This window comes from Duganella sp. CF402 (genome assembly GCF_900109645.1).
Taxonomy (GTDB): Bacteria; Pseudomonadota; Gammaproteobacteria; order Burkholderiales; family Burkholderiaceae_D; genus Rugamonas.
The window spans coordinates 293,630-315,004 of sequence record NZ_FOBG01000004.1 but is presented as its reverse complement, the minus strand read 5'-3'; the positions used below and the strand labels follow the sequence as shown (position 1 = coordinate 315,004).

The window sequence follows — 21,375 nt, the reverse complement described above, 5'->3', positions numbered from 1 at the left end:
CATGGCGCCTCGCACGTTAAAGCGGCAGCTTATAACTTTTTGGGCCGCCATACCCGCTATACTTTACGGATCACCTACTGAACTCGCTAAAAATGTCGCTCAATTACATCTGGTCTGGCTTTTTTCTGGTGGGCTTCCTGGCCGCGCTGGCGCAGTTCCTCTTCCTGGGCGACACCGAAATTTTCAAGCGCATCATCGACGGTACCTTCGACTCCGCACGCACCGGCGTGATGGATATCGCCCTGCCGCTGGCCGGTGTCATGACGCTGTGGCTCGGCATCATGAACGTCGGCGAAAAAGCCGGCGCCATCGACCTGCTGGCCAAACTGATAGCGCCATTCTTCTCGCGCATCTTCCCCGGCGTACCGTCGAACCACCCGGCCACCGGCCATATGGTGATGAACTTCTCGGCCAACCTGCTGGGCCTCGACAACGCCGCCACGCCGTTCGGCCTGAAGGCGATGGAAAGCCTGCAAACGCTGAATCCCAACAAGGACGAGCCGACCGACGCGCAGATCATGTTCCTGGTGCTGCACACCTCCGGCCTGACGCTGATCCCGCTGGCCATCATGGCCCAGCGCTCCATCCTCGGCGCAGCCGATCCATCCGATATCTTCATTCCGTGCATGGTGGCGACCTATGTGGCGACCATGACCGGCATCATCGCGGTGGCGATCCGCCAGCGCATCAACCTGTTCAACCGTGTGGTGGTGGGCTGGCTCGGTGGGATCACCGCCTTCATCGTGGCGACGGTCTGGTACTTCACCCACTACCTGACCAAATCCGAAATCGAAGTGGTGTCCAAAGTCTTCAGCAACTTCGTGCTGATGGCGGTGATCGGAGGCTTCATCATCGGCGCGCTGCGCAAGAAGGTCAACGTGTACGAGGCCTTTATCGAAGGCGCCAAGGGCGGCATCCAGACCTCGATCACGGTAATTCCTTATCTGGTCGGTATGCTGGTGGCGATCAGCGTGGTGCGCAACGCGGGCTTGCTGGGCTTTGTGCTGGAAGGCTTCCACTGGCTGTTCAGCACCATCGGCGTGAACACCGATTTCGTCAACGCCTTGCCAACCGCCTTGATGAAGCCACTGAGCGGCAGCGCCGCCAAAGCCATGATGATCGACACCATGCAAACCTATGGCGTTGATTCCTTTGTCGGCCGCCTTGCCTGCGTGTTCAATGGCTCGGCCGATACCACCTTCTACATCGTCGCGCTGTATTTCGGCTCGGTGGGCATCCGCAAGACGCGCTACGCGATCTCCTGCGGCCTCATCGCCGACTTTGCCGGCGTGCTTGCTGCGATTGCGGTTGCCTATGTCTTCTTCCATTAAAAGTTTGCTCGCCGCTGCGCTGTGCGCGGCGGGCCTGGTCCATGCCGGCGATTTGCCGGAACCGGTGACGCGGCTGATGCAGTCGTCCGGCATTCCGCTGGAGGCCGCCGGCATCGTCGTCATGCGCGGCGACGCCACACTGGTATCGCACAACGCGACACAAGTCATGCAGCCGGCATCGACCATGAAGCTGTTCACCGCCATGACGGCGCTGGAGCAGCTGGGCCCGGTGTTCCGCGGCCGCACCGAATTCCGCACCAGCGCCGATGTGGTCAACGGCGTGCTGCAGGGCGACTTGATCCTGCGCGGCGGCGCCGACACGGACCTCAACGAGGACGCGCTGTCGCACATGCTGCAAGCCTTGCGCAACCAGGGCATCCGCAAGATCAAGGGCGATATCGTGGTCGACCGCCTGCTGTTCCAGCCCACGCGGCCGGATGCGGGGCAGCCGCCGTTTGATGAATATCCGTGGGCCTACTACAACGTGATTCCAAATGCGGCGCTGGTCAACACCAACCTGCTGAAAGTGGAAATGCGCTCCACCGCCGACAAACTGTCGCTGGTGATGACGCCGGAGCTGGACAAGGTCACCATCCGCTCGGAGATGAAGCTGAGCGACGCCGCCTGCGCCGCATGGGAAAATGGCTGGCGTTCGCCGGACTACGCGCGCAAAGGCGACCGCATCGAAGTCGTCCTGCATGGCAGTTTCCCCAAGGATTGCGCCAAGTCCACCAGCATTAACGTGCTGGATAGCCAGGACTACCTGGCCCGCCTGCTGCTGGCCGAATGGCGCAAGCAAGGCGGCTCGCTGACCGGCGAGGTGCGCGAAGCCACCGCACCCGCCGCAGTCACGCGCCTGTTGGCCGAACACGTCTCGCGCACGCTGCCCGAAGTCCTGCGCGACACCAACAAGCAATCCGACAACACGCTGGCCCGCACCGTCTTCCTGAGCCTTGGAAGTCTGGAAGCCGACGCCGCGCTGGGCAGCCGTCCCCTGGCCGCAAACACTGTCAGCGCTGCCAATGGCGATGCCACTGCCGCCAGCACCGCCATGCGTGCCGAAACCGCGATCCGCGCCTGGCTCCAGCAGCACAACATCGACGGCAACGGCCTGATACTGGACAACGGCTCCGGCCTCTCGCGCACCGAACGCGCCACGCCCGCACAATTGGCCGGCGTGCTGCAAGCCGGCCTGAAAAGCCTGTGGGCGCCCGAATTCCTGGCAAGCCTCCCCATCGCCGCCACCGACGGCACCATGCGCCGCCGCCTCAAGGACAGCCCAGCCGCGCAGCGCGCTCGCCTGAAAACTGGTAGCCTGACAGGCGTGATTGCCATCGCCGGCTACGTCCCGGACGCCAGCAACCAGCCCTGCATCGTGGTCGCCATCCTCAACGATCCCCACGTCGCCAACGGCGCTGGCCGCGCCGTGCTGGACGCATTGGTCGATTGGGTGGCCCGCAACTAACAGGAGCCAACATGAAACAACGTGCATTAGGTAAGCAAGGATTAACCGTCTCCGCTCAAGGCCTGGGTTGCATGGGCATGAGCTTCGCGTATGGCGAGGCGGATGAAGCGGAGTCCATCGCCACGCTGCATCGGGCGCTGGCGCTGGGTGTGAATTTCTTCGATACGGCCGAAGTGTACGGGCCGTACACGAATGAGGAATTGCTGGGCCGCGCGTTCAAGGGGCGGCGCAGTGAGGCGATCATCGCCACCAAGTTCGGCTTCGATATCCGCGATGGGGCCAATGTCGGCGTCACCAGCGACCCGGCACAGATCCGCGCCAAGGTGGAAGGCTCGCTGCGCCGTCTCGATACCGATTACATCGATCTGCTGTATCAACACCGCATCGATCCGCAAGTGCCGATCGAGGACGTGGTGGGCGTGATGGCCGATCTGGTGCGCGAGGGGAAGGTACGCTATCTCGGCTTGTCCGAGGCCGGTGTCGCCAATATCCGCCGTGCGCATGCGGTGCATCCGATCAGTGCTTTGCAGAGCGAGTACTCGCTGTGGGAGCGCAATCTGGAAGATGACATCATTCCTGTGCTGCGTGAGCTGGGCATCGGCCTGGTGCCATTCAGCCCATTGGGACGCGGCTTTTTGGCCGGCACCGCGAAACGCGCGGAAGAATATCCGCCGACCGATTTCCGCCATCTCGACCCACGCATGCAGGGCGCGAACTTCGACGCCAATATGCAGGCGGCGCAAGCGGTGCGCGATCTCGCCGCCGCACGCGGCGTGGCGCCCGGCCAGATCGCGCTGGCGTGGGTGATGCAGCAGGGCGACGATATCGTGCCGATTCCCGGCACGCGCCGCCGCAGCAATCTCGAACAGAATGCGGCGGCCGCCGACATTCAACTCAGCGCCGCCGACATGGCCGCGCTGGAAGCCGCATTACAACAGGTGGCCGGCCCGCGCTACAGCGCCGAACGCATGGCCACCGTCGACCGATAAGGATTACATTGAAACGTCTTACCCTTGCACTTGCAGTTAGCTTCTGCCTTTCCGCACACGCCGCCGATTTGCGCGGCGCTGTCGACCAAGCCATCCAGCCGGTGATGGCGGAATACGATGTTCCCGGTGTTGCTGTCGCCGTCACGGTGAACGGCAAGACCAGTTTCTACAACTACGGCCTCGCGTCGAAGGAGAGCAACACGCCGGTCAGCGAGAATACGCTGTTCGAACTGGGTTCGATCAGCAAGACCTTCACCGCCACACTGGCGGCGATTGCGGTGGCGGAAGGCAAGCTGTCGCTGGACGATCATCCCAGCCGCTATATGCCGCAGCTGAAGGGCCGTGCCGTCGACAAGGCCACGGTGCTCAACTTCGCTACTTACAGCGCCGGTGGCTTCCCGCAGCAATTTCCGGATGCTGTCACCAACGATGAAGCCAGCATGCTGGCCTACTTCCGTAACTGGAAGCCGAAAGCCAAACCGGGGAAGATACGTGAGTATTCAAATCCTAGTCTCGGGCTGTTCGGCCATCTCACCGCGCTGGCGTTGAAAGAGGATTTTGCCGACGCCATGCAGCAGCGCGTGTTCGCGCCGCTGGGCCTCACCAACACCTACATCAAGGTGCCCGATAGCGCGATGCCGAACTACGCCTGGGGCTACGACAAGGACAAGCCGGTGCGCATGCGTCCCGACCTGTTCTCGGAGGAGACCTACGGCGTGCGCTCCACCAGCGCCGACATGATTCGCTACGTGCAGGCCAACATCGCGCCGACCAAACTGCCGGCCATCGCCAGTACGCACATCGGCTACTTCCGTACCGGCGTGATGACGCAGGGTCTTGGCTGGGAGCAGTTTGCGTATCCTGCCTCGTTGGACAATCTGCTGGCGGGGAATTCGGTCGATATGCTCTCCAAGGCTAACGCCACCAAGCGCATCGCGCCGCAGCCGGAATCCGGTTTGTACGACAAGACCGGCTCGACGCGCGGCTTCGGTGCGTATGTGCTGTTTGTGCCGGAGAAGAAAATCGGCATCGTGATTCTGGCGAATAAAAGCTACCCGATTCCAGCTCGTGTAAAGGCTGCTCACGCAATCCTGACGCAACTGGAAAATTAAAGCACGCGGGTGTAGTGCTGGCGTACGTGCTGGCGGTCGCCGCAATCGAAGTGCCACCATTCGGTGTTGATGCCTTGCCAGCCGTTGTGCAGCATGGCGTTGCGCAGCCAGAGGCGGTTTTCGATGTGTTGTTCGCTGAGCTGGCCAGCCGCCAGCAAACCCTCTTCCAGCGCGGGATGCGAGCGTTCGCTCAGGTCATCGAAGCCGGTGCCCATGTCGAGCTCACGGCCTTGCGCGTCCAGCAGGGTGAGGTCGAGCGCCATGCCGAAGGAGTGGATCGAGCCGCGCGCTGGATCGGCGATGTAGGTCAGCAGCTTGGTGCCTTGCAGGGCGGCCCATAGTTGTTCCTGCACGCGCTGGGGGCGCAGGGCATCCAGCACCAGCAGCTTGTATTCGGGCTTGCGGGCGGCCAGCCATGCGACTGCGCCTTCCAGCGCGGCGGCAGCGTCCTTGTGCAGCCAGCGGCAGTCCAGCGGCGAGTAGAGATCGCGGCCGACGAAGTTATCGGCCGTGGCATAGCGCAGATCGACCGCGATGCCTGCAATGCTGTCCAGCCGGCGGAAGTCAGGATGGCCGGCAATCGCTTCGCAGGGGACGGTCGAGGCGCTCATCGTCCTTCGGGTGCGGCGGCCGGTGGTGTCGGCAATGGACTGGTCAGCACTTCCAGCAGCGCTGCGGTTTCCGGGTCCGGCGTGCCATCGTACTGCGATGGCCGGTACTTGGTCTGGAACACCGACACCACATTGCGCGTGGCCTGATCCAGTTCGCCGCTCTGCGGTACCGCGTAGCCCACCTCCGCCAGCTTGCGCTGGAACCACGCCACTTCCGGCAGCTGCTGCTGGAAGCCTTCGATACGCGCCGCCACGCGGCTCGGCTCCGGCCACGTAATCAGCCCTGCATCAGCCAACTGCTTCCACGGGAACAGCGGCCCCGGATCCTGCTTGCGCTGCGGCGCGATGTCGTTATGCCCGAGGATATTCCCCGGCGCGATATTGTGGCGCTTGACGATATCCTTCAGCAGCACAATCAGCTGATCGATCTGCGCCTGCGGAAACGGTGCATACACGCGCCCTTCCGGCGTCTCCCTGAAGCCCGGATTCACAATCTCAATCCCGATCGACGCCGAATTGAGCTGGTTGTAAATCTTCCAGCTGCTGATGCCCGCATGGTTCGACTGGCGCGATTCATCCACCAGCGTGTAGAAGAACGGCTGCTCCGTGTCCGTCAGCAGATAGTGCGCGCTGACGTCCGTGGTGGTCAGTGTCTTGATCGAGCGCGGCGTATCGCTCACCGTGTAATGCAGGATCACATACTTGATACGGTCGCTCTGCCCGCGCGCCGACAGCGAACGGTCCAGGCGCGGCCCCTCCGGCGACGGCACCGTGGCGCAACCTGCCAGCACGGCAGCAATAGCAAGGAGGGGAACAATCTTCATGGGACGATCTCGAAAAGCGATTCAATGATGGGAGTGTAGAGCAATCCGCGCCGCCGCGTGATGCGCCAGCGTATGCCGCTGCGCCAGCGACAGCTCCGAAGGCAGCGCCGCCCGCATGCTCTGCGCGATCAACGGATGCAGATGCGCCGCCCGGCCGCCCAGCGCAATCGGCCGCGCACCATAGCGGCCCACCAGGGCCAGCGCAATCCGCGCCAACTCGCTGCCGGCCCGCTCGAGGATATTGCGCGCCACCGGATCGGCATCGGCGCTGGCGGCGACGGCCAGCGCCAGCTGCCCGATGGCGCCACGATCCTGGCCGTAGATGAACTGGCGCGACAAGGACCAGTCGCTGCCGCCGATCTGCGCAAACACCGCGCGTGCCATCGCCGATTGCTGCCACACGCCGGGCTGCTCGTCTTCCAGCCGCCAGATGTGGCGCATGGCTTCGCGCGCGATCCAGAAACCGCCGCCGCCGTCATCGAGCGTCACGCCGCGTCCACCGGCGCGGTGGAACTGGCCGTTGGTGTCGATGAAGGCGGCGATGGAGCCGGTGCCCGCGTACACCAGATATCCCTCGCCCGGCGCAAAGCTGTCCAGATACGCGATCTCCACATCGTTGCGCATGCCGATGGCCGACGGCGCGATCTTCAGTGCTTCCGCCAGCATCTGCGCGGCCTGCGTGCTGACGCCATCGAAGCCGGTCAGGCCTGCGCACGCGCGCACCGGCTGGCCGGCGGCCAGCACCTGCGTCGCCAGCATGGCGAAGATGCCGCGCACCGCGTCGCGGCCGGCCGTGCTGCCCATCTGCGTGGCCGACATGCCAGCCACGCTGCCCTCGGCCACAATGGCGCCGGTTGCATCCGCCAGCGCCCATCGGGTTTGCGTACCGCCGGCGTCGATGCCCAGACCGAGTTCACTCATCATCAGCTCCGTAGATTGACGTTGATACGTTCACTTTCATTACCGAGGCGGTCGACCGCGCTGACCACCACCGCTTGCGCCGCGCCGCCCGCCGCATCGTCGGCCAGCAGCAGTACCGGACGCGAAGCCGGGGCCACCGCGAAGCGCCACTCGTTGCCGTAGCGCGACCAGATCGCATACTGCGCCACCGGCTTGCCCGAGCCAGCGGCCAGCTTCAAGGCCACGCCGTTGCTCTCGCGCCGCGCGGCCGCTTGCGGTGCGGTCGGCGCGTCGGCGCCCAACCACGGCGTGGCCGGCGTCAGCGCCGCGCTTTGATAGGCCTGCGCTTTCAACTGATCGGCGATGCCCTTGCGGTTTTCCATCAGCGCCGCGATCGAGAAGTGCAGGTGGCCGCGCACGCCGTTGCGGCTGCGCGTAACGCTGATCTGCTTGACGATTTCCTCCGGTGCGAAAGCCTTGGCGCTGTTGTCGATGCGGCTGGTGTACAAGCCGGGCCAGACATGGCGTGCGCGCGTGTTCTGCGCCAGCCAGTAATCGAGCAGCACATCGAACGCCTGCGGCGCCTGCGACACCGGCCAGTAAAGCTGCGGCGCGAGGTAATCGAGCCAGCCGTTGGCCAGCCACAGTTCCGCATCCGCATACAGCTTGTCGTACTGGCTGAAACCGATGATGCCGGCCGGGCGTCTGTCTGGACGGCCGATGCCGAATGGGCTGATGCCGAATCGCACCCAGCTCTTTTCCTTGCGAATGCCGAGGTACATGGCTTCGATCAGCGAATTCACGTTCTGGCGGCGCCAGTGCGCGCGGTCCAGCGTGCCGCCGCCGAGCAGGTAGCGTTGCCACGAGGCCTGGTCCGGGAACTCCAGCTCCTGCTTGGCGCCAACGCCGCCATCGAGCGCCACGCCTTCCGGCCCGGCGGCATTTGGCGTATCAATCGGGTACGGGTAGAAGTAATCGTCGATATGCACGCCGTCGATATCGTAGCGGCGCACCACGTCCAGCACCACGTCCAGCGTGTGCTGCGAGGCGGCCGCTTCGCCCGGATCCATCCACAGGTAGCGGCCATACGGCTTGACCACATCCGGCTGCGTGCGGCCGATGTGACTGGCCGCCAGCGGCGACTTGGCCGTCGCATGGCGCGCGCGGTAGGGATTGAACCACGCATGCAGCTCCATCCCGCGCGCGTGCGCCTGCTCGATCCAGAACTGCAGCGGATCCCACGGCTGCGCCGGCGCGCGGCCCTGCTGGCCGGTGAGGAATTCCGACCACGGCTCCAGCGCGGACGGATAAATCGCATCGGCACTCGGGCGCACCTGCAGCACGATGGCGTTCAGGTTCAGCGCCCTGGCGCGGTCGAGAATGGCGAGGGCTTCGGTTTGCTGCCTGGCCGTGGTCAGGTTGCTGCGGCTCGGCCAGTCGATGTTAGCGACGGTCGACACCCATGCGGCGCGGAATTCGCGCGGCGCCGGCGGCGGCATGTTAGCGTTGGCGACCGCTGGCGTGGACGGCGGCACCGGCGAGCCTGCGGGCGCAGCGGAGCCGCCCGGCACGGTCCCGGTCTCCGGCATCGGCGCGGTCGGCGTACTGGAACATCCCTCGAGCAACGCCGCCAGACCCGCCGCTACACCGGCCGACAACGTCAGCCGCTTCTTCGCATTAAAAACCAAAACCACTCTCCGAATCAGTTGAGACCGTATTGTAATGGCTATTTTCGGCCAAACTCAGCTGGAATACGCACCAACAGCGTCATCACAAACGCGGGCAAGGTCGAGATGCAGGCCCAGATGAAGAACTGTTGATAACCAAGCGCTTGCTGGATCCAGCCACTGACCATGCCCGGCAACATCATGCCGAGGGCCATGAAGCCAGTGCAGATGGCGTAGTGGGCGGTTTTATGTTCACCATCGGCCACCAGCACCATATACAGCAGGAAAGCGGCAAAGCCGAAGCCGTAGCCGAACTGCTCGACCGCCAGGCACGCCGAAATCAGCACCAGGTGATCCGGCAGCGCGGTGGCGAGGTAGACGAACACCAGATCGGGCACGTGCATGATGAACACCATCGGCAGCAGCGCGCGCTTGAGGCCGAAACGCGACACCGTCACGCCGCCGGCCAGCCCGCCAATCACCAGCGCGCATACGCCGATGGTGCCGTAGACCAGCCCGAAATCCGAGGTGCTCAGGCCCAGCCCACCCTTGTCGCGCGGATCGAGCAGGAAGGGTGCGGCCATCTTCAGCAACTGCGCCTCGCCGAGGCGGTATAGCAGCAAGAATCCCAAGGTTGGGATAATGCCCGGCTTCTGGAAAAAGCTGCGGAAAGTGTGGACAAAATCCCGCCACAGCGCGCCGCCGCTGGCGTGGCTGCGGTCCACATCCGGGCGCGGCAGCACAAATTGATGATACGCGCACAGCGCCAGATACAGTCCCGCCATCAGTGCGAACACCACCGACCACGCACGCGCCGGATCGCCGGAGGCCTTGATCAGCTCCCCGGCGATGTAGACCAAGCCGCCTTGGCCGCCGATCATCGCCAGCTTGTAGAACGCGCTGCGCACGCCGACGAAGGCGGCCTGCTGATGCTGGGTCGGCAGGCCGAGCATGTAAAACCCATCGGAAGCGATATCGTGCGTGGCCGAGCTGAACGCCATCAGCCAGAAAATCACCAGCGTCCAGCGGAAGAACTCGGGCGCATGCAAAGTGAGCGCGACCGCCGCCAGGCCGGCGCCGCCAACCAGCTGCATCAACACCGTCCAGCGCCGCTTGGTGCCGAACATCTCTACGATGGGCGACCACAACGGCTTTACCACCCACGGCAGATACAGCCAGGCTGTATAAAACGCCAGATCAGCGTTGGAGATGCCGAGATTCTTGTACATCACCGTCGACAGCATCATCACGGCCACATACGGCACCCCCTGCCCAAACGACACACTCGGCACCCAAGCCCAAGGACTACGCTGCTTCATGCGTTGAGGGCGGCGCGGAGGTTGCCGTGGTTCTGGTCTAGCAGCGACTGGGCCTGGTCGGCGGTTTGTTTTTTGAGCAGCATGACGATGGCGGTTTTGACCTGGTGCTGGCATTGCTCCAGCGCGGTGCGCGCTGTTTCGGCGTCCACGCCGGTGGCGTGCATGGTCAGGCGGATGGTGCGTTCGGTCAGCTTGGCGTTGGTCGCTTGCAGGTCCACCATCAGGTTGCCGTAGACTTTGTGCAGCCGCACCATCAACGCGGTCGACAGGGTGTTGAGGACGATTTTCTGCGCCGTGCCCGCCTTCAGGCGCGTGCTGCCGGAGATCAGTTCCGGCCCGGTGTCCAGCAGGATGCCGATGTCGGCCCCGGCCAGCAAGGGCGTGCCGGCATTGTTGGCGATGCCTACCGCCAGCGCCCCCACCGTGCGCGCCGACTGCATCGCGCCCAGCACATACGGCGTGGTGCCGGACGCGGCCACCAGCAAGACCACATCGTTGTAAGTCGGATAGAGCAGCCGCAGGTCGGCCGCGCCCTTGTTGCGGTCATCCTCCGCGCCTTCGACCGCCTCGAACATCGCGCCGAGGCCGCCGGCCAGCAGCGGAACCGCCCGCTCGTGCGGCCACGAGAAGGTGGGGAACAACTCCACGCTATCGAGTATGCCCAGCCGCCCCGAGGTGCCGGCGCCGACGTAAATCAGGCGCCCTCCTGCGGCGATGCGCGGCGCCATCGCCTCCACCGCCGCGCTGACGCTGGCCGAGGCCGCCTTCACGGCCTGCGCCGCCAGCGCCTGGTCGTCGAGCAGGGCGTCGACCAGATCCTGCACCGGGTACAAGTCCAGTTCGGTGTGCTGCGTACTCGGCGTCTCGGTTTTCAGCATAGTTTTTTTAAGTTGCGCGGCGCATCTCCGCCACGAAATCGTAGTGGTCGCTGTGGCAGTAGGAGTGGGTCAGTTCCATCGCCTCGCCCGATTCGAGGTAGGCGATACGGGTGATGTACAGCACCGCCTGCCCCTCGGGCACGCCCAGTTGCTTGGCCAGCTCGGGCGAAGCATTCATGGCGCGGATGTGCTGCAAGGCCCGCGCCGGCGCTTTGTTGATGCTTTCCAGGTACTGGTACAGCGAATTGCCGACCGCGTTCGGGTCGTTCAGCACGGTCTGCGGCAGCACCGATACTTCATAGGCCATCACCACATCGTCGGCGAGGCGCAAACGTTCCAGGCGCGCCACCTTGGAGTACGGCGACAGGCCGAGGCTCAGTTGCTCTTCCGGCGTCGGCGTCACCACCGCGCGCTTGAGCCAGCGCGAGCCGGGGATGTGGCCGCGCTGCTGCAATTGTTCCGAAAAACTGGTGAGGTTGGACAGCGGCTGCTCGATGCGCGGCGCAATATAGTTGCCCGATCCGCGACGGCGGACCACCAATCCCTGGTCCACCAACTGGTCGATCGCCTTGCGTGCGGTAACCCGCGACACGTTCAGCAACTCCGACAAGGTCCGCTCGGAGGGCAGCGCCTGATCGACCTGGTAACGGCCATTCAGCACATCGTCGCTTAATTTGCGGGCAATTTGCATGTACAACGGCGAACTGTCGTTGGCATCCGCCTTGAATTCAAAACTGGTATCGCTCATTCATTTCTCCTCACGCCTCTAGTGTAATCCAAGGGCGGCGAAATGCCTGTATTTGGCGGATAATGCGAGGTTTGCATCATCTGTTCAGATTGTTTCCAACCATGTCCAAGAAGCCCACCGCGCCTGCCGGCTGTCCCTGCGGCGGCCCCTCGCTCGCCACCTGCTGCGGCCCGTACATCGATGGTTCCGCCATCGCACCGACCGCCGAAGCGCTGATGCGTTCGCGCTATACCGCCTACGGCCAGCGCAACGAACCCTACCTGCTGGCCACCTGGCACGCCAGCACCCGGCCGGCCGAGCCCATCATGAGCGAAGAGGAAAAGGTGCAATGGCTGGGACTTGAGGTAAAATCTGCTTTACGTTTACGTTTACGTCAACGTAAAGCAGATGATGCCGATCTGACAAAGGATACGGTGGAGTTTGTGGCCCGGTTCAAGATCAATGGCCGGGCCCAGCGCCTGCACGAGATCAGCAACTTTGTACGCGAACCGGCAGAAGGAGGAGACCTGCGCTGGTTTTACGTTGACGGTAGTTTTCCAGAATAATGATGACACTTCGGGGTCAGAGCCGACATTCGGACACGAGCTCAGCTACGCCGTAGCTGAGCTCGTGTCCGAATGTCGGCTCTGACCCCGAATTAGAAAAGGAAAAGCAATGCCGCAGATCGAAAGCAAACTTAACCCTCGTAGCGAGGATTTCAAGGCCAACGCGGCCGCCATGCAGGCTGTCGTCGATGATTTGCACGCCAAGGTCGCCAAGATCGCCCTCGGCGGCGGCGAGGCGGCCTCGGCCAAGCACGTCGCCCGCGGCAAGTTGCTGCCGCGCGACCGCGTGCAGATGCTGCTCGATTCCGGCACGCCTTTCCTTGAACTGTCGCAGATGGCCGCCTACGGCATGTACGACGATGCGGCGCCGGCCGCCGGCATCATCACCGGCATTGGCCGCGTGGCCGGCCAAGAGTGCGTGATCGTCTGTAACGATGCCACCGTCAAGGGCGGCACTTACTACCCAATGACGGTCAAGAAGCACCTGCGCGCGCAGGAAATCGCGGATCAAAACAATTTGCCGTGCATTTACCTCGTCGACTCGGGCGGCGCCAATCTGCCGAATCAGGATGACGTGTTCCCGGACCGCGATCACTTCGGCCGCATCTTCTACAACCAGGCCAACCTGTCGGCCAAGGGCATTCCGCAGATCGCGGTGGTGATGGGTTCTTGCACCGCCGGCGGCGCTTATGTGCCGGCGATGAGCGACGAATCCATCATCGTGAAGGAGCAAGGCACCATCTTCCTCGGCGGTCCGCCGCTGGTGAAGGCAGCCACCGGCGAGGTGGTGACGGCGGAAGATCTGGGTGGCGGCGATGTGCACACGCGCCTGTCCGGCGTGGCCGACCATCTGGCGCAGAACGATTTGCACGCGCTGTCGCTGGCGCGCACCATCGTCTCGAATCTGAACCGCACCAAGCCGCAGCAGGGCGCTTTGCGCGAGGCCGTGGAGCCTTCCTATGCGGCCAAGGAGTTGTACGGCGTGATCCCGGTCGATACCCGCAAGCCTTTCGATGTGCGCGAAGTGATCGCCCGCATCGTCGACGGCAGCGAGTTCGATGAATTCAAGGCCCGCTACGGCACCACGCTGGTGTGCGGCTTCGCCCACATCTTCGGCATGAAGGTCGGCATCATCGCCAACAACGGCATCCTGTTCTCCGAGTCTGCACTGAAAGGCGCGCACTTCATCGAACTGTGCGCACAGCGCAAGATCCCGCTGGTGTTCCTGCAAAATATCACCGGCTTCATGGTCGGCCGCAAATACGAAAACGAAGGCATCGCCCGTAACGGCGCCAAGATGGTGACGGCTGTCGCCACCGCCGCAGTGCCCAAGTTCACCGTCATCATCGGCGGCAGCTTCGGCGCGGGCAACTACGGCATGTGCGGCCGCGCCTTCTCGCCACGCTTCATGTGGATGTGGCCTAACGCCCGCATCTCGGTGATGGGCGGCGACCAGGCGGCATCCGTGCTGGCCACCGTCAAGCGCGATGGCATCGAAGCCAAGGGCGGCGCATGGTCGGCCGAAGAAGAAGCGGCGTTCAAGCAGCCAATCAAGGAGCAGTACGAGCAGCAGGGCCACCCGTACTACGCCACCGCGCGCCTGTGGGACGACGGCGTGATCGATCCTGCCGATACACGCATGGTGCTGGGCCTCGGCCTGTCCGCCGCGCTGAATGCGGAAATCGAAGACACCAAGTTCGGTGTCTTCCGCATGTAAGGAGCGATGACATGACCTACACCACGCTCACCATCGAACGCGCAGGCCACATCGCCACCGTCACGCTGAACCGCCCGGACGTGCGCAACGCCTTCAACGAAACGACCATCGCCGAAATTAAGCAAGCCTTCAGCGAATTGGGCGATGATGCCGCGCTGCGCGCCATCGTGCTGGCGGCGAACGGCCCGGCCTTCTGCGCCGGCGCCGATTTGAACTGGATGAAAAAAATGGCGGGCTACACGCACGCCGAAAACCATGCCGACGCTCTGCAACTGGCGGAGATGCTGCGTACCATCTACCTGTGTCCCAAGCCCGTGGTGGCCAAGGTGCAGGGCGATTGCTACGCCGGCGGCATGGGCCTCGCGGCCGCGTGCGACATCATCGTCGCGGTGGAAGAGGCCAATTTCTGCCTGAGCGAAGTGAAGCTGGGTTTAATACCGGCCACCATTTCGCCATACGTGATCAAAGCGATGGGCGAAAACGCCGCACGCCGCTACTTCCTGACGGCCGAACGTTTCGGCGCGCAGGAGGCGCTGCGCATCGGCTTTGTACACGAAGTGGTTTCCGCCGAGGCTTTGGATGCCAAGGTCGCGGAAATCGTCAAAGCGCTGGTCAACAACAGCCCGAACGCCGTGCAGCACGCCAAAGTGCTGGTGCGCGAAGTGGTCGGGCAAGAAGTCAACGATGCGCTGCTGGCCGATACGGCCGAGCGCATCGCGCATATCCGCGCCTCGGACCAAGGGCGCGAAGGCGTGGCTTCCTTCCTTGAGAAGAGAAAGCCCGCCTGGCTAAGTTAGGAGCAGTTTTGGAATTGAACAAACAAAGCGACTGGGTCGCGCGTAGCCTGCGTAGCGTATGGCATCCGTGCACCCAGATGCAGCATCACGAAACCGTCCCGTTGATCCCGGTCAGCCGGGGCAAGGGCGCATGGCTGTACGACCATGAAGGCCGCCGCTACCTCGACGCGATCAGCTCGTGGTGGGTGAACCTGTTCGGCCATGCCAACCCACGCATCAACGCGGCACTGAAAGACCAGCTGGATACGCTGGAACACGCCATGCTGGCCGGCTTCACGCACGAGCCGGTGATTGAATTGTCCGAGAAGCTGTCGGCGCTGACCGGCCATGTACTGGGCCACAGCTTCTACGCCAGCGACGGCGCGTCCGCCGTTGAAATCGCGCTCAAGATGAGCTTCCACTCATGGCGCAACAACGGCCACGCGGATAAACAAGAATTCGTCTGCCTCAAAGGCAGCTACCACGGCGAGACCATCGGCGCGCTGGCCGTGACCGATGTCGCGCTGTTCAAGGACGCTTACGGCCCGCTGCTGCGCGCCTCACAAACCGTGATGTCGCCCGATGCGCGCGCCGCTGTGGATGGCGAAACGCCGCAAGACGTCGCCCGCCGCACCGCCGCCGATGTGGAGCGCCTGTTCATCGAACGTGGCGACAAAATCGCCGCCATCATCATCGAACCGCTGGTGCAATGCGCCACCGGCATGGCGATGCACGACCCGCTCTACCTGCAACTGGTGCGCGCCCTGTGCGACCAGCATAACGTCCACCTGATCCTCGACGAAATCGCCGTCGGCTGCGGCCGCACCGGCACCTTCTTCGCCTGCGAACAGGCGAACGTATGGCCAGACTTCCTGTGCCTGTCGAAAGGCATCAGCGGCGGCTACCTGCCGTTGTCACTGGTGATGACACGCGACGAAATCTACCAAGCCTTCTACAGCAACGACGTCACACGCGGCTTCCTGCACTCTCACTCATACACCGGCAATCCGCTGGCCTGCCGCGCCGCTTTGGCGACGCTGCAAATCTTCGAAGAAGACGACGTCCTCAACGCCAACAAGATCAAAGCCGCGCGCCTGACGCATGCCCTGCAACCGCTGGCCCAACACGAACAAGTGCGCAACTTCCGCCAGCGCGGCATGATCTGGGCCTTCGATGCCATCGACGCGCCGCAAGACTTCTCGCGCCGCTTCTTCGCCACCGCGACCGAACACGAACTGCTGATGCGTCCCATCGGCTCCACCGTCTACATGATGCCGCCTTACATCCTCAGCGACGAGGAAATCGACGGCCTGGCCGCCAACACGCTGGCCGTGTTCAATAAAGTGATGGCGGGCTGACGATGGAACTGCTCAACCGCCTGAACCAGCAACTGCAAGCGCTGGACGACAAACAGCTGATCCGCAAGCGCCGCACCGTCGATTCGCCGTGCGGCCCGCGCGTGCATGTCGACGGCCGAGAACTGCTGGCCTTCTGCAGCAACGACTACCTCGGCCTCGCCAACCACCGCAAGATCAAGCTCGCGCTGCAAGAAGGCGCGGCGATCTACGGCGTCGGCAGCGGCGCATCGCACCTCATCAGCGGCCATGTGCGTGCGCATGCGATGCTGGAAGAGCGCCTGGCGCAATTTGTCGGCGCCCATCTGGAATCCCCGCGCGCGATCAGCTTCTGCACCGGCTACATGGCCAACCTCGCCGTCATCACCGGCCTCACCGCCGGCGACAAGGAAGCGGAAATCTTCTCGGAAGAGCTGAATCACGCCTCGCTGATCGACGGCGTGCGCCTGTCGCGTGTGAAGGCCCACGTCTACCCGCACGCCGACCTGCATGCGCTGGAAGTCCTGCTCAAAGCCAGCAAGGCCGCTACCAAGGTCGTAGTGACCGACAGCGTGTTCAGCATGGACGGCAACCTCGCGCCGCTGCCCGAACTGCTGGCCCTGTGCGAACAGCACAGCGCATGGCTGGTGGTGGACGACGCCCACGGCTTCGGTACGCTGGGAGACAAAGGCCACGGCGCGCTGGAGCACTTTAACCTGCGCTCGCCGTATCTGGTCTACATGGGCACCCTCGGCAAGGCGGCTGGCGTGGGCGGTGCTTTCATCGCCGCGCACGAAACCGTGATCGAAACGCTGATCCAGAAAGCCCGTCCGTACATCTTCACCACCGCCACGCCGCCGGCGCTGGCGCACGCCCTGCTGACCAGCCTCGATCTGCTGGAAGGCGAGGAAGGCGCCACGCGGCGCGCACAATTGCAGGCATTGGTGGCACAATTGGACGATGGCCTGCGCCTTGAGCGCTGGCAGCGCCTGCCCTCGAAGACTGCGATCCAGCCTGTCCTGATCGGCGATAATGCTGAAACCATGCGCGCCGGCGCGGCCCTGTACGAGCAGGGCCTGTGGGTCGGCGCCATCCGCCCGCCTACCGTGGCGGCAGGAACCGCGCGCTTGCGCGTCACGCTGTCGGCAGCGCACAACAGCATCGATGTCGCAAAATTGATAGGCGCGCTCAATGCCTTGGAAAGGGATATGAAATGAGTCTGGACGATCCCGTGTTAGCAGTCGCTCCACAAACACAAGCTACGGCAGCAGGCAGCGGCATACCGCCGCGCTTCAACTGCTTCGTTACCGGAACCGATACTGAAATCGGCAAGACGCTGGTGTCTTCCGCCATGCTGCACGCGCTGGTACAAAGCGGCGTGCGTGCTTGCGGCATGAAGCCCGTAGCTGCCGGTACTGAACTGGGCGCGGACGGCAAATGGCATAACGACGATTGCGATCGCCTGGCCGCCGCCGGCAATGTGCACCTGCTGCAGTCGATTACCACGCCGTTCCTGCTGAAGGAACCGGCCGCGCCGCACATTGCCGCCGCGCTGGAAGGCATCACCATTTCGCCGGTGCCGATTCTCGCTGCCTACGTGGAAATCAACGCCGCATCGGATGCGGTGGTGGTGGAAGGCGTGGGCGGCTTCATCGTGCCGCTGAACGACGAATTCGATACCGCCGACCTGGCAGAACAACTGGCACTGCCGGTGGTGCTGGTGGTCGGCCTGCGCCTGGGCTGCATCAGCCATGCGCTGCTGACGGTGGAAGCCATCCTGTCGCGCGGCCTGAAACTGGCCGGCTGGGTGGCGAATGAAACGCAGGCCGACATGGCCTTTGCCGATGAAAACGTGATCGCCCTGGAGCAGCGCATACCCGCGCCGTTCCTGGGCCGCGTGCCGCGCCTGGACGACCCGTCCGCCGAAGCGGCCGCTGAATATATCGACTTTACGCAGCTGCCCAACTGGCCGCTGCCAAACGTAATTTGAACGAAGAAGGAATCAAGATGTCCGAGAACACCCTGCAAGAACCAAAGGTCGTTTCCCTGCACCGCCCGACGGCTGCGATCACGCTGCCGCCAGCGGCCACCTGGCCGCGCGAAGAAGTGCTGGCATTGTTTGACCTGCCGTTCAATGAACTGATGTTCAAAGCTCAGGAAACCCACCGCGCCAACTTCCCGGACGGCGACGTGGAACTGGCCACGCTGCTGTCGATCAAAACCGGCGGCTGCGAAGAAGATTGCGGCTACTGCCCGCAAGCGGCGCGCTACGACACCGGCGTGGAAGCCAAGAAGATCCTCGATATCGACACCGTACTGGATGCGGCCCAACAGGCCAAGGACAACGGCGCCACCCGCTTCTGCATGGGCGCCGCATGGCGTAGCCCAAAAGACCGCGACATGGACAAGGTTGAAGAGATGGTGCGCTCGGTAAAAGCGCTTGGCCTCGAAACCTGCGCCACGCTGGGCATGCTGGAAGAGCATCAGGCGCAGCGCCTGAAGGATGCCGGCCTCGATTACTACAACCACAATCTGGACACCGCGCCTGAGTTCTACGACAACGTGATCTCGACCCGCGAATACCAGGACCGTCTGGACACGCTGGGCCATGTGCGCGAAGCAGGCCTGAAGGTTTGCTGCGGCGGCATCGTCGGCATGGGCGAATCGCGCGAGCAGCGTGCCGGCCTGATTGCGCAGCTGGCGAACCTGAATCCGTACCCTGAATCGGTGCCGATCAACCATCTGGTGCAGGTGGAAGGCACGCCGCTGCACGGCCTGCCGCCGCTGGATCCGTTTGAATTCGTGCGCACCATCGCTGTGGCGCGCATCACCATGCCGAAAGCGCGTGTGCGCCTGTCGGCCGGTCGTCGAGAATTGGGCGAAGCGGTGCAAGCCATGTGCTTCATGGCCGGCGCCAACTCGATCTTCTACGGTGACAAACTCCTGACTACGGATAATCCAGAAGCCAACGACGACCGCGCGCTGCTGGAGAAACTGGGCTTGCGCACGCGCGGCGCGGTACTGGAATCGGTACAAAAAGAGAGCTGCGGCTGCTGATCGCAAGCCTCACTCAAGCATCACCATAAAAAAACTTCCGGCCATAAGCCGCAAAGAGAGAGACGATGTTTACAAAAATTCTGATCGCCAACCGTGGTGAAATCGCCTGCCGTGTGGCCGCTACCGCGCGCCGCATGGGCATCAAGACCGTGGCCGTGTATTCCGAAGCGGACGCCAACGCCAAACACGTCGCCGTCTGCGACGAGGCCGTGCTGATCGGCCCTGCCGCCGCCAAGGAAAGCTACCTGTGCGGCGACAAGATCATCGCCGTGGCCAAGGCCACCGGTGCGCAAGCCATCCATCCCGGTTACGGCTTCCTGTCGGAGAACGCGGAGTTTGCGGATGCCTGCGCGGCAGCGGGCCTGGTGTTCATTGGCCCGCCGGCATCGGCGATGCGCGCGATGGGCTCCAAGTCGGCCGCCAAGCAGCTGATGGAAAAGGCCAACGTACCGCTGGTGCCGGGCTACCACGGCGAGCAGCAGGATGCGGATTTCCTGCACGCGCAAGCCGACAAAATTGGCTACCCGGTGCTGCTCAAGGCTTCGGCCGGCGGCGGCGGCAAGGGCATGCGCGTGATTGAAAACTCGGCGCAGTTCAAGGATGCGCTGGCGTCCTGCAAGCGCGAGGCGATCAGTTCTTTTGGTGACGACAAGGTGCTGGCGGAGAAATACCTCCAGCGCCCCCGTCACATTGAAATCCAGGTGTTTGCCGATACGCTCGGCAATTGCATCTATCTGTTCGAGCGCGACTGCTCGGTGCAGCGCCGCCACCAGAAGGTGCTGGAAGAAGCGCCAGCGCCGGACATGCCGGCCGAACGCCGCGCAGCGATGGGCGAAGCCGCCGTTGCCGCCGCGCGCGCCGTCGGCTATGTCGGCGCCGGCACGGTGGAGTTCATCGCCAATCAGGACGGCAGCTTCTACTTCATGGAGATGAACACCCGCCTGCAGGTTGAACATCCGGTGACAGAGATGATTACCGGGACCGACCTCGTTGAGTGGCAGCTGCGCGTTGCCGCTGGCGAGCCGCTGCCGAAGCAGCAGCACGAACTGGCTATCAAGGGTCACGCCATCGAGGCGCGCATCTACGCCGAGAATCCGGAGAAAGGCTTCCTGCCGTCGATCGGTACCCTGCGCCATCTCGGCACGCCCGGCGCCGTGTCGTTTGAGCTGGGCGGCGACGTCGTTGCACCAGCCGCCGTGCGCATCGACTCCGGCGTGCGTGAAGGCGACGCCATTTCACCGTTCTACGATCCGATGATCGCCAAGCTGATCGTCTGGGGCGCGGACCGCAAGCAGGCGCTGGCCCGCATGGCGCAAGCGCTGGCGCAGTACCAGATTGTCGGACTGGCCACCAACATCGCCTTCCTGAAACGCCTGGTTGAAGGCCAGGCCTTCTCCGCCGCCGATCTGGACACGGGCCTGATCGAACGCAATCACGACAGCCTGTTCCCGGCCGCGCAGCCTGCACCAGCCACCGCGCTAGCCCTGGCCGCCGCCGCCCTGCTGGCCGGCGAATCGCGCACCGTCGCCGCGCCGGCAGCCGCCCATGCCGCCGATCCGTGGAGCCACACCACCGGCTGGCGCATGAACCAATCCTACGCGCGCAAACTCGCCTTTGCCGACGAGCACACGGCTTACGACACCTTCGTAACCTACCGCGCTGAAGACTGGCTGTTCAGCGCCAGCAGCGCCGCACCGCAAGCGCTGTCACTGGCCACGCACAACGGCAACGACTACAGCATCAAACTCGGCGACCAGGCCACCCACGGCACCGTGCTGCGCGACGGCGACGTATTCCACGTGTTCGCCAACGGCGCGCACTACCAACTGGCCTGGAACGACCCGATGGCCCACGCCGGCGAAACCGAATCCGAAGGCGGCCGCCTCACCGCGCCGATGCCGGGCAAGGTCGTCTCCGTCCTCGCCAGCAAAGGCCAGGAAGTGAAAAAAGGCGAACCGCTGGTCATCATGGAAGCCATGAAGATGGAACACACCATCGCCGCCCCGCACGACGGCGTGATTGACGACATCCTCTACGGTGTTGGCGACCAGGTGGCGGACGGCGCACCACTGCTGGCCTTCAAGACGGCATAAAGGAAGCAC

General features: G+C 63.7%; 19 protein-coding genes. 12 read left to right on the top strand and 7 right to left on the bottom strand.

Features of this window, described 5'->3' with window-relative positions:
* Nucleotides 1-92 precede the first annotated feature (92 nt).
* From BMZ70_RS25820 to ampC, 4 genes are read left to right on the top strand one after another with little or no spacing between them, the layout of a single operon-like run.
* Nucleotides 93-1,331: a nucleoside recognition domain-containing protein gene (locus BMZ70_RS25820; protein ID WP_092280934.1), complete on the top strand. Its 1,239-nt coding sequence runs from the start codon at nt 93-95 to the stop codon at nt 1,329-1,331.
* Nucleotides 1,315-2,796, top strand: a complete 1,482-nt coding sequence (gene dacB / locus BMZ70_RS25815; RefSeq protein ID WP_092280932.1) for a D-alanyl-D-alanine carboxypeptidase/D-alanyl-D-alanine endopeptidase — start codon at nt 1,315-1,317, stop codon at nt 2,794-2,796. Before BMZ70_RS25820 ends, dacB begins: the two co-directional genes overlap by 17 nt.
* Before the next feature lie 11 nt (nt 2,797-2,807).
* Nucleotides 2,808-3,785: an aldo/keto reductase gene (locus BMZ70_RS25810; protein ID WP_092280930.1), complete on the top strand. Its 978-nt coding sequence runs from the start codon at nt 2,808-2,810 to the stop codon at nt 3,783-3,785.
* On the top strand, nt 3,782-4,897 hold the full coding sequence (ampC, locus tag BMZ70_RS25805) for a class C beta-lactamase (RefSeq protein ID WP_130301075.1): 1,116 nt from the start codon (nt 3,782-3,784) through the stop codon (nt 4,895-4,897). The genes BMZ70_RS25810 and ampC overlap by 4 nt, the downstream gene beginning before the upstream one ends.
* Here ampC and BMZ70_RS25800 read toward each other — a convergent pair.
* Genes BMZ70_RS25800 through BMZ70_RS25770 form a run of 7 tightly spaced genes read right to left on the bottom strand, consistent with a single transcriptional unit; the run spans nt 4,894 to nt 11,844 of the window.
* A complete protein-coding gene (locus BMZ70_RS25800; RefSeq protein ID WP_092280928.1) occupies nt 4,894-5,508 on the bottom strand; it encodes a M15 family metallopeptidase in 615 nt (204 codons plus the stop codon). The two genes, ampC and BMZ70_RS25800, sit on opposite strands and share 4 nt — an antisense overlap.
* Entirely contained in the window at nt 5,505-6,332 is an 828-nt protein-coding gene (locus tag BMZ70_RS25795) for a peptidoglycan recognition protein family protein (RefSeq protein WP_092280926.1), read from the bottom strand. The genes BMZ70_RS25800 and BMZ70_RS25795 overlap by 4 nt, the downstream gene beginning before the upstream one ends.
* A 21-nt stretch (nt 6,333-6,353) precedes the next feature.
* Entirely contained in the window at nt 6,354-7,253 is a 900-nt protein-coding gene (locus BMZ70_RS25790) for an N-acetylglucosamine kinase (RefSeq protein WP_092280924.1), read from the bottom strand.
* Nucleotides 7,254-7,255: 2 nt separating this feature from the next.
* Nucleotides 7,256-8,926: a glycoside hydrolase family 10-like protein gene (locus BMZ70_RS25785; protein ID WP_092280922.1), complete on the bottom strand. Its 1,671-nt coding sequence runs from the start codon at nt 8,924-8,926 to the stop codon at nt 7,256-7,258.
* Nucleotides 8,927-8,958: 32 nt separating this feature from the next.
* The gene (locus BMZ70_RS25780; RefSeq protein WP_092280920.1) at nt 8,959-10,218 is read right to left on the bottom strand and encodes an MFS transporter; all 1,260 of its coding nucleotides are present in this window, start codon (nt 10,216-10,218) and stop codon (nt 8,959-8,961) included.
* Nucleotides 10,215-11,096 carry an N-acetylmuramic acid 6-phosphate etherase gene (gene murQ, locus BMZ70_RS25775; RefSeq protein WP_092280918.1) on the bottom strand — a complete coding sequence of 294 codons (882 nt, stop codon included), beginning with the start codon at nt 11,094-11,096 and terminating at the stop codon, nt 10,215-10,217. Before murQ ends, BMZ70_RS25780 begins: the two co-directional genes overlap by 4 nt.
* Nucleotides 11,097-11,103: 7 nt before the next feature.
* The gene (locus BMZ70_RS25770) at nt 11,104-11,844 is read right to left on the bottom strand and encodes a GntR family transcriptional regulator (RefSeq protein ID WP_092280916.1); all 741 of its coding nucleotides are present in this window, start codon (nt 11,842-11,844) and stop codon (nt 11,104-11,106) included.
* 101 nt (nt 11,845-11,945) lie between these two features.
* On the opposite strand from BMZ70_RS25770, the gene BMZ70_RS25765 reads away from it, so the two are divergent.
* The 8 genes from BMZ70_RS25765 to BMZ70_RS25730 all read left to right on the top strand — a co-directional run bounded on the left by BMZ70_RS25765 (nt 11,946) and on the right by BMZ70_RS25730 (nt 21,366).
* Complete coding sequence (locus tag BMZ70_RS25765) at nt 11,946-12,389, top strand: YchJ family protein (RefSeq protein ID WP_092280914.1); 444 nt, start codon at nt 11,946-11,948, stop codon at nt 12,387-12,389.
* A gap of 109 nt (nt 12,390-12,498) precedes the next feature.
* Nucleotides 12,499-14,106 carry a carboxyl transferase domain-containing protein gene (locus BMZ70_RS25760; RefSeq protein WP_092280912.1) on the top strand — a complete coding sequence of 536 codons (1,608 nt, stop codon included), beginning with the start codon at nt 12,499-12,501 and terminating at the stop codon, nt 14,104-14,106.
* A gap of 11 nt (nt 14,107-14,117) precedes the next feature.
* Nucleotides 14,118-14,903: an enoyl-CoA hydratase/isomerase family protein gene (locus BMZ70_RS25755; protein ID WP_092280910.1), complete on the top strand. Its 786-nt coding sequence runs from the start codon at nt 14,118-14,120 to the stop codon at nt 14,901-14,903.
* Between the two features lie 8 nt (nt 14,904-14,911).
* Nucleotides 14,912-16,240 carry an adenosylmethionine--8-amino-7-oxononanoate transaminase gene (bioA, locus tag BMZ70_RS25750; protein ID WP_092280908.1) on the top strand — a complete coding sequence of 443 codons (1,329 nt, stop codon included), beginning with the start codon at nt 14,912-14,914 and terminating at the stop codon, nt 16,238-16,240.
* A 2-nt stretch (nt 16,241-16,242) separates the two neighbouring features.
* On the top strand, nt 16,243-17,433 hold the full coding sequence (gene bioF / locus BMZ70_RS25745; protein WP_092280906.1) for an 8-amino-7-oxononanoate synthase: 1,191 nt from the start codon (nt 16,243-16,245) through the stop codon (nt 17,431-17,433).
* Nucleotides 17,430-18,206: a dethiobiotin synthase gene (gene bioD, locus BMZ70_RS25740; RefSeq protein ID WP_092280904.1), complete on the top strand. Its 777-nt coding sequence runs from the start codon at nt 17,430-17,432 to the stop codon at nt 18,204-18,206. Before bioF ends, bioD begins: the two co-directional genes overlap by 4 nt.
* A 17-nt stretch (nt 18,207-18,223) precedes the next feature.
* Nucleotides 18,224-19,273, top strand: coding sequence for a biotin synthase BioB (gene bioB, locus BMZ70_RS25735; protein ID WP_092281175.1), 1,050 nt, complete (start codon nt 18,224-18,226; stop codon nt 19,271-19,273).
* Between the two features lie 65 nt (nt 19,274-19,338).
* Complete coding sequence (locus BMZ70_RS25730) at nt 19,339-21,366, top strand: acetyl-CoA carboxylase biotin carboxylase subunit (protein ID WP_092280902.1); 2,028 nt, start codon at nt 19,339-19,341, stop codon at nt 21,364-21,366.
* Nucleotides 21,367-21,375: the final 9 nt, after the last annotated feature.

Coding starts and splice junctions, on each gene's coding strand:
- BMZ70_RS25770 (WP_092280916.1), bottom strand. CDS start 11,844: ATGAGCGATACCAGTTTTGAATTCAAGGCGGATGCCAACGACAGTTCG.
- BMZ70_RS25765 (WP_092280914.1), top strand. CDS start 11,946: ATGTCCAAGAAGCCCACCGCGCCTGCCGGCTGTCCCTGCGGCGGCCCC.
- BMZ70_RS25800 (WP_092280928.1), bottom strand. CDS start 5,508: ATGAGCGCCTCGACCGTCCCCTGCGAAGCGATTGCCGGCCATCCTGAC.
- dacB (WP_092280932.1), top strand. CDS start 1,315: ATGTCTTCTTCCATTAAAAGTTTGCTCGCCGCTGCGCTGTGCGCGGCG.
- BMZ70_RS25730 (WP_092280902.1), top strand. CDS start 19,339: ATGTTTACAAAAATTCTGATCGCCAACCGTGGTGAAATCGCCTGCCGT.
- BMZ70_RS25810 (WP_092280930.1), top strand. CDS start 2,808: ATGAAACAACGTGCATTAGGTAAGCAAGGATTAACCGTCTCCGCTCAA.
- BMZ70_RS25760 (WP_092280912.1), top strand. CDS start 12,499: ATGCCGCAGATCGAAAGCAAACTTAACCCTCGTAGCGAGGATTTCAAG.
- BMZ70_RS25790 (WP_092280924.1), bottom strand. CDS start 7,253: ATGAGTGAACTCGGTCTGGGCATCGACGCCGGCGGTACGCAAACCCGA.
- BMZ70_RS25795 (WP_092280926.1), bottom strand. CDS start 6,332: ATGAAGATTGTTCCCCTCCTTGCTATTGCTGCCGTGCTGGCAGGTTGC.
- BMZ70_RS25780 (WP_092280920.1), bottom strand. CDS start 10,218: ATGAAGCAGCGTAGTCCTTGGGCTTGGGTGCCGAGTGTGTCGTTTGGG.
- bioB (WP_092281175.1), top strand. CDS start 18,224: ATGTCCGAGAACACCCTGCAAGAACCAAAGGTCGTTTCCCTGCACCGC.
- BMZ70_RS25755 (WP_092280910.1), top strand. CDS start 14,118: ATGACCTACACCACGCTCACCATCGAACGCGCAGGCCACATCGCCACC.
- bioF (WP_092280906.1), top strand. CDS start 16,243: ATGGAACTGCTCAACCGCCTGAACCAGCAACTGCAAGCGCTGGACGAC.
- bioD (WP_092280904.1), top strand. CDS start 17,430: ATGAGTCTGGACGATCCCGTGTTAGCAGTCGCTCCACAAACACAAGCT.
- murQ (WP_092280918.1), bottom strand. CDS start 11,096: ATGCTGAAAACCGAGACGCCGAGTACGCAGCACACCGAACTGGACTTG.
- BMZ70_RS25820 (WP_092280934.1), top strand. CDS start 93: ATGTCGCTCAATTACATCTGGTCTGGCTTTTTTCTGGTGGGCTTCCTG.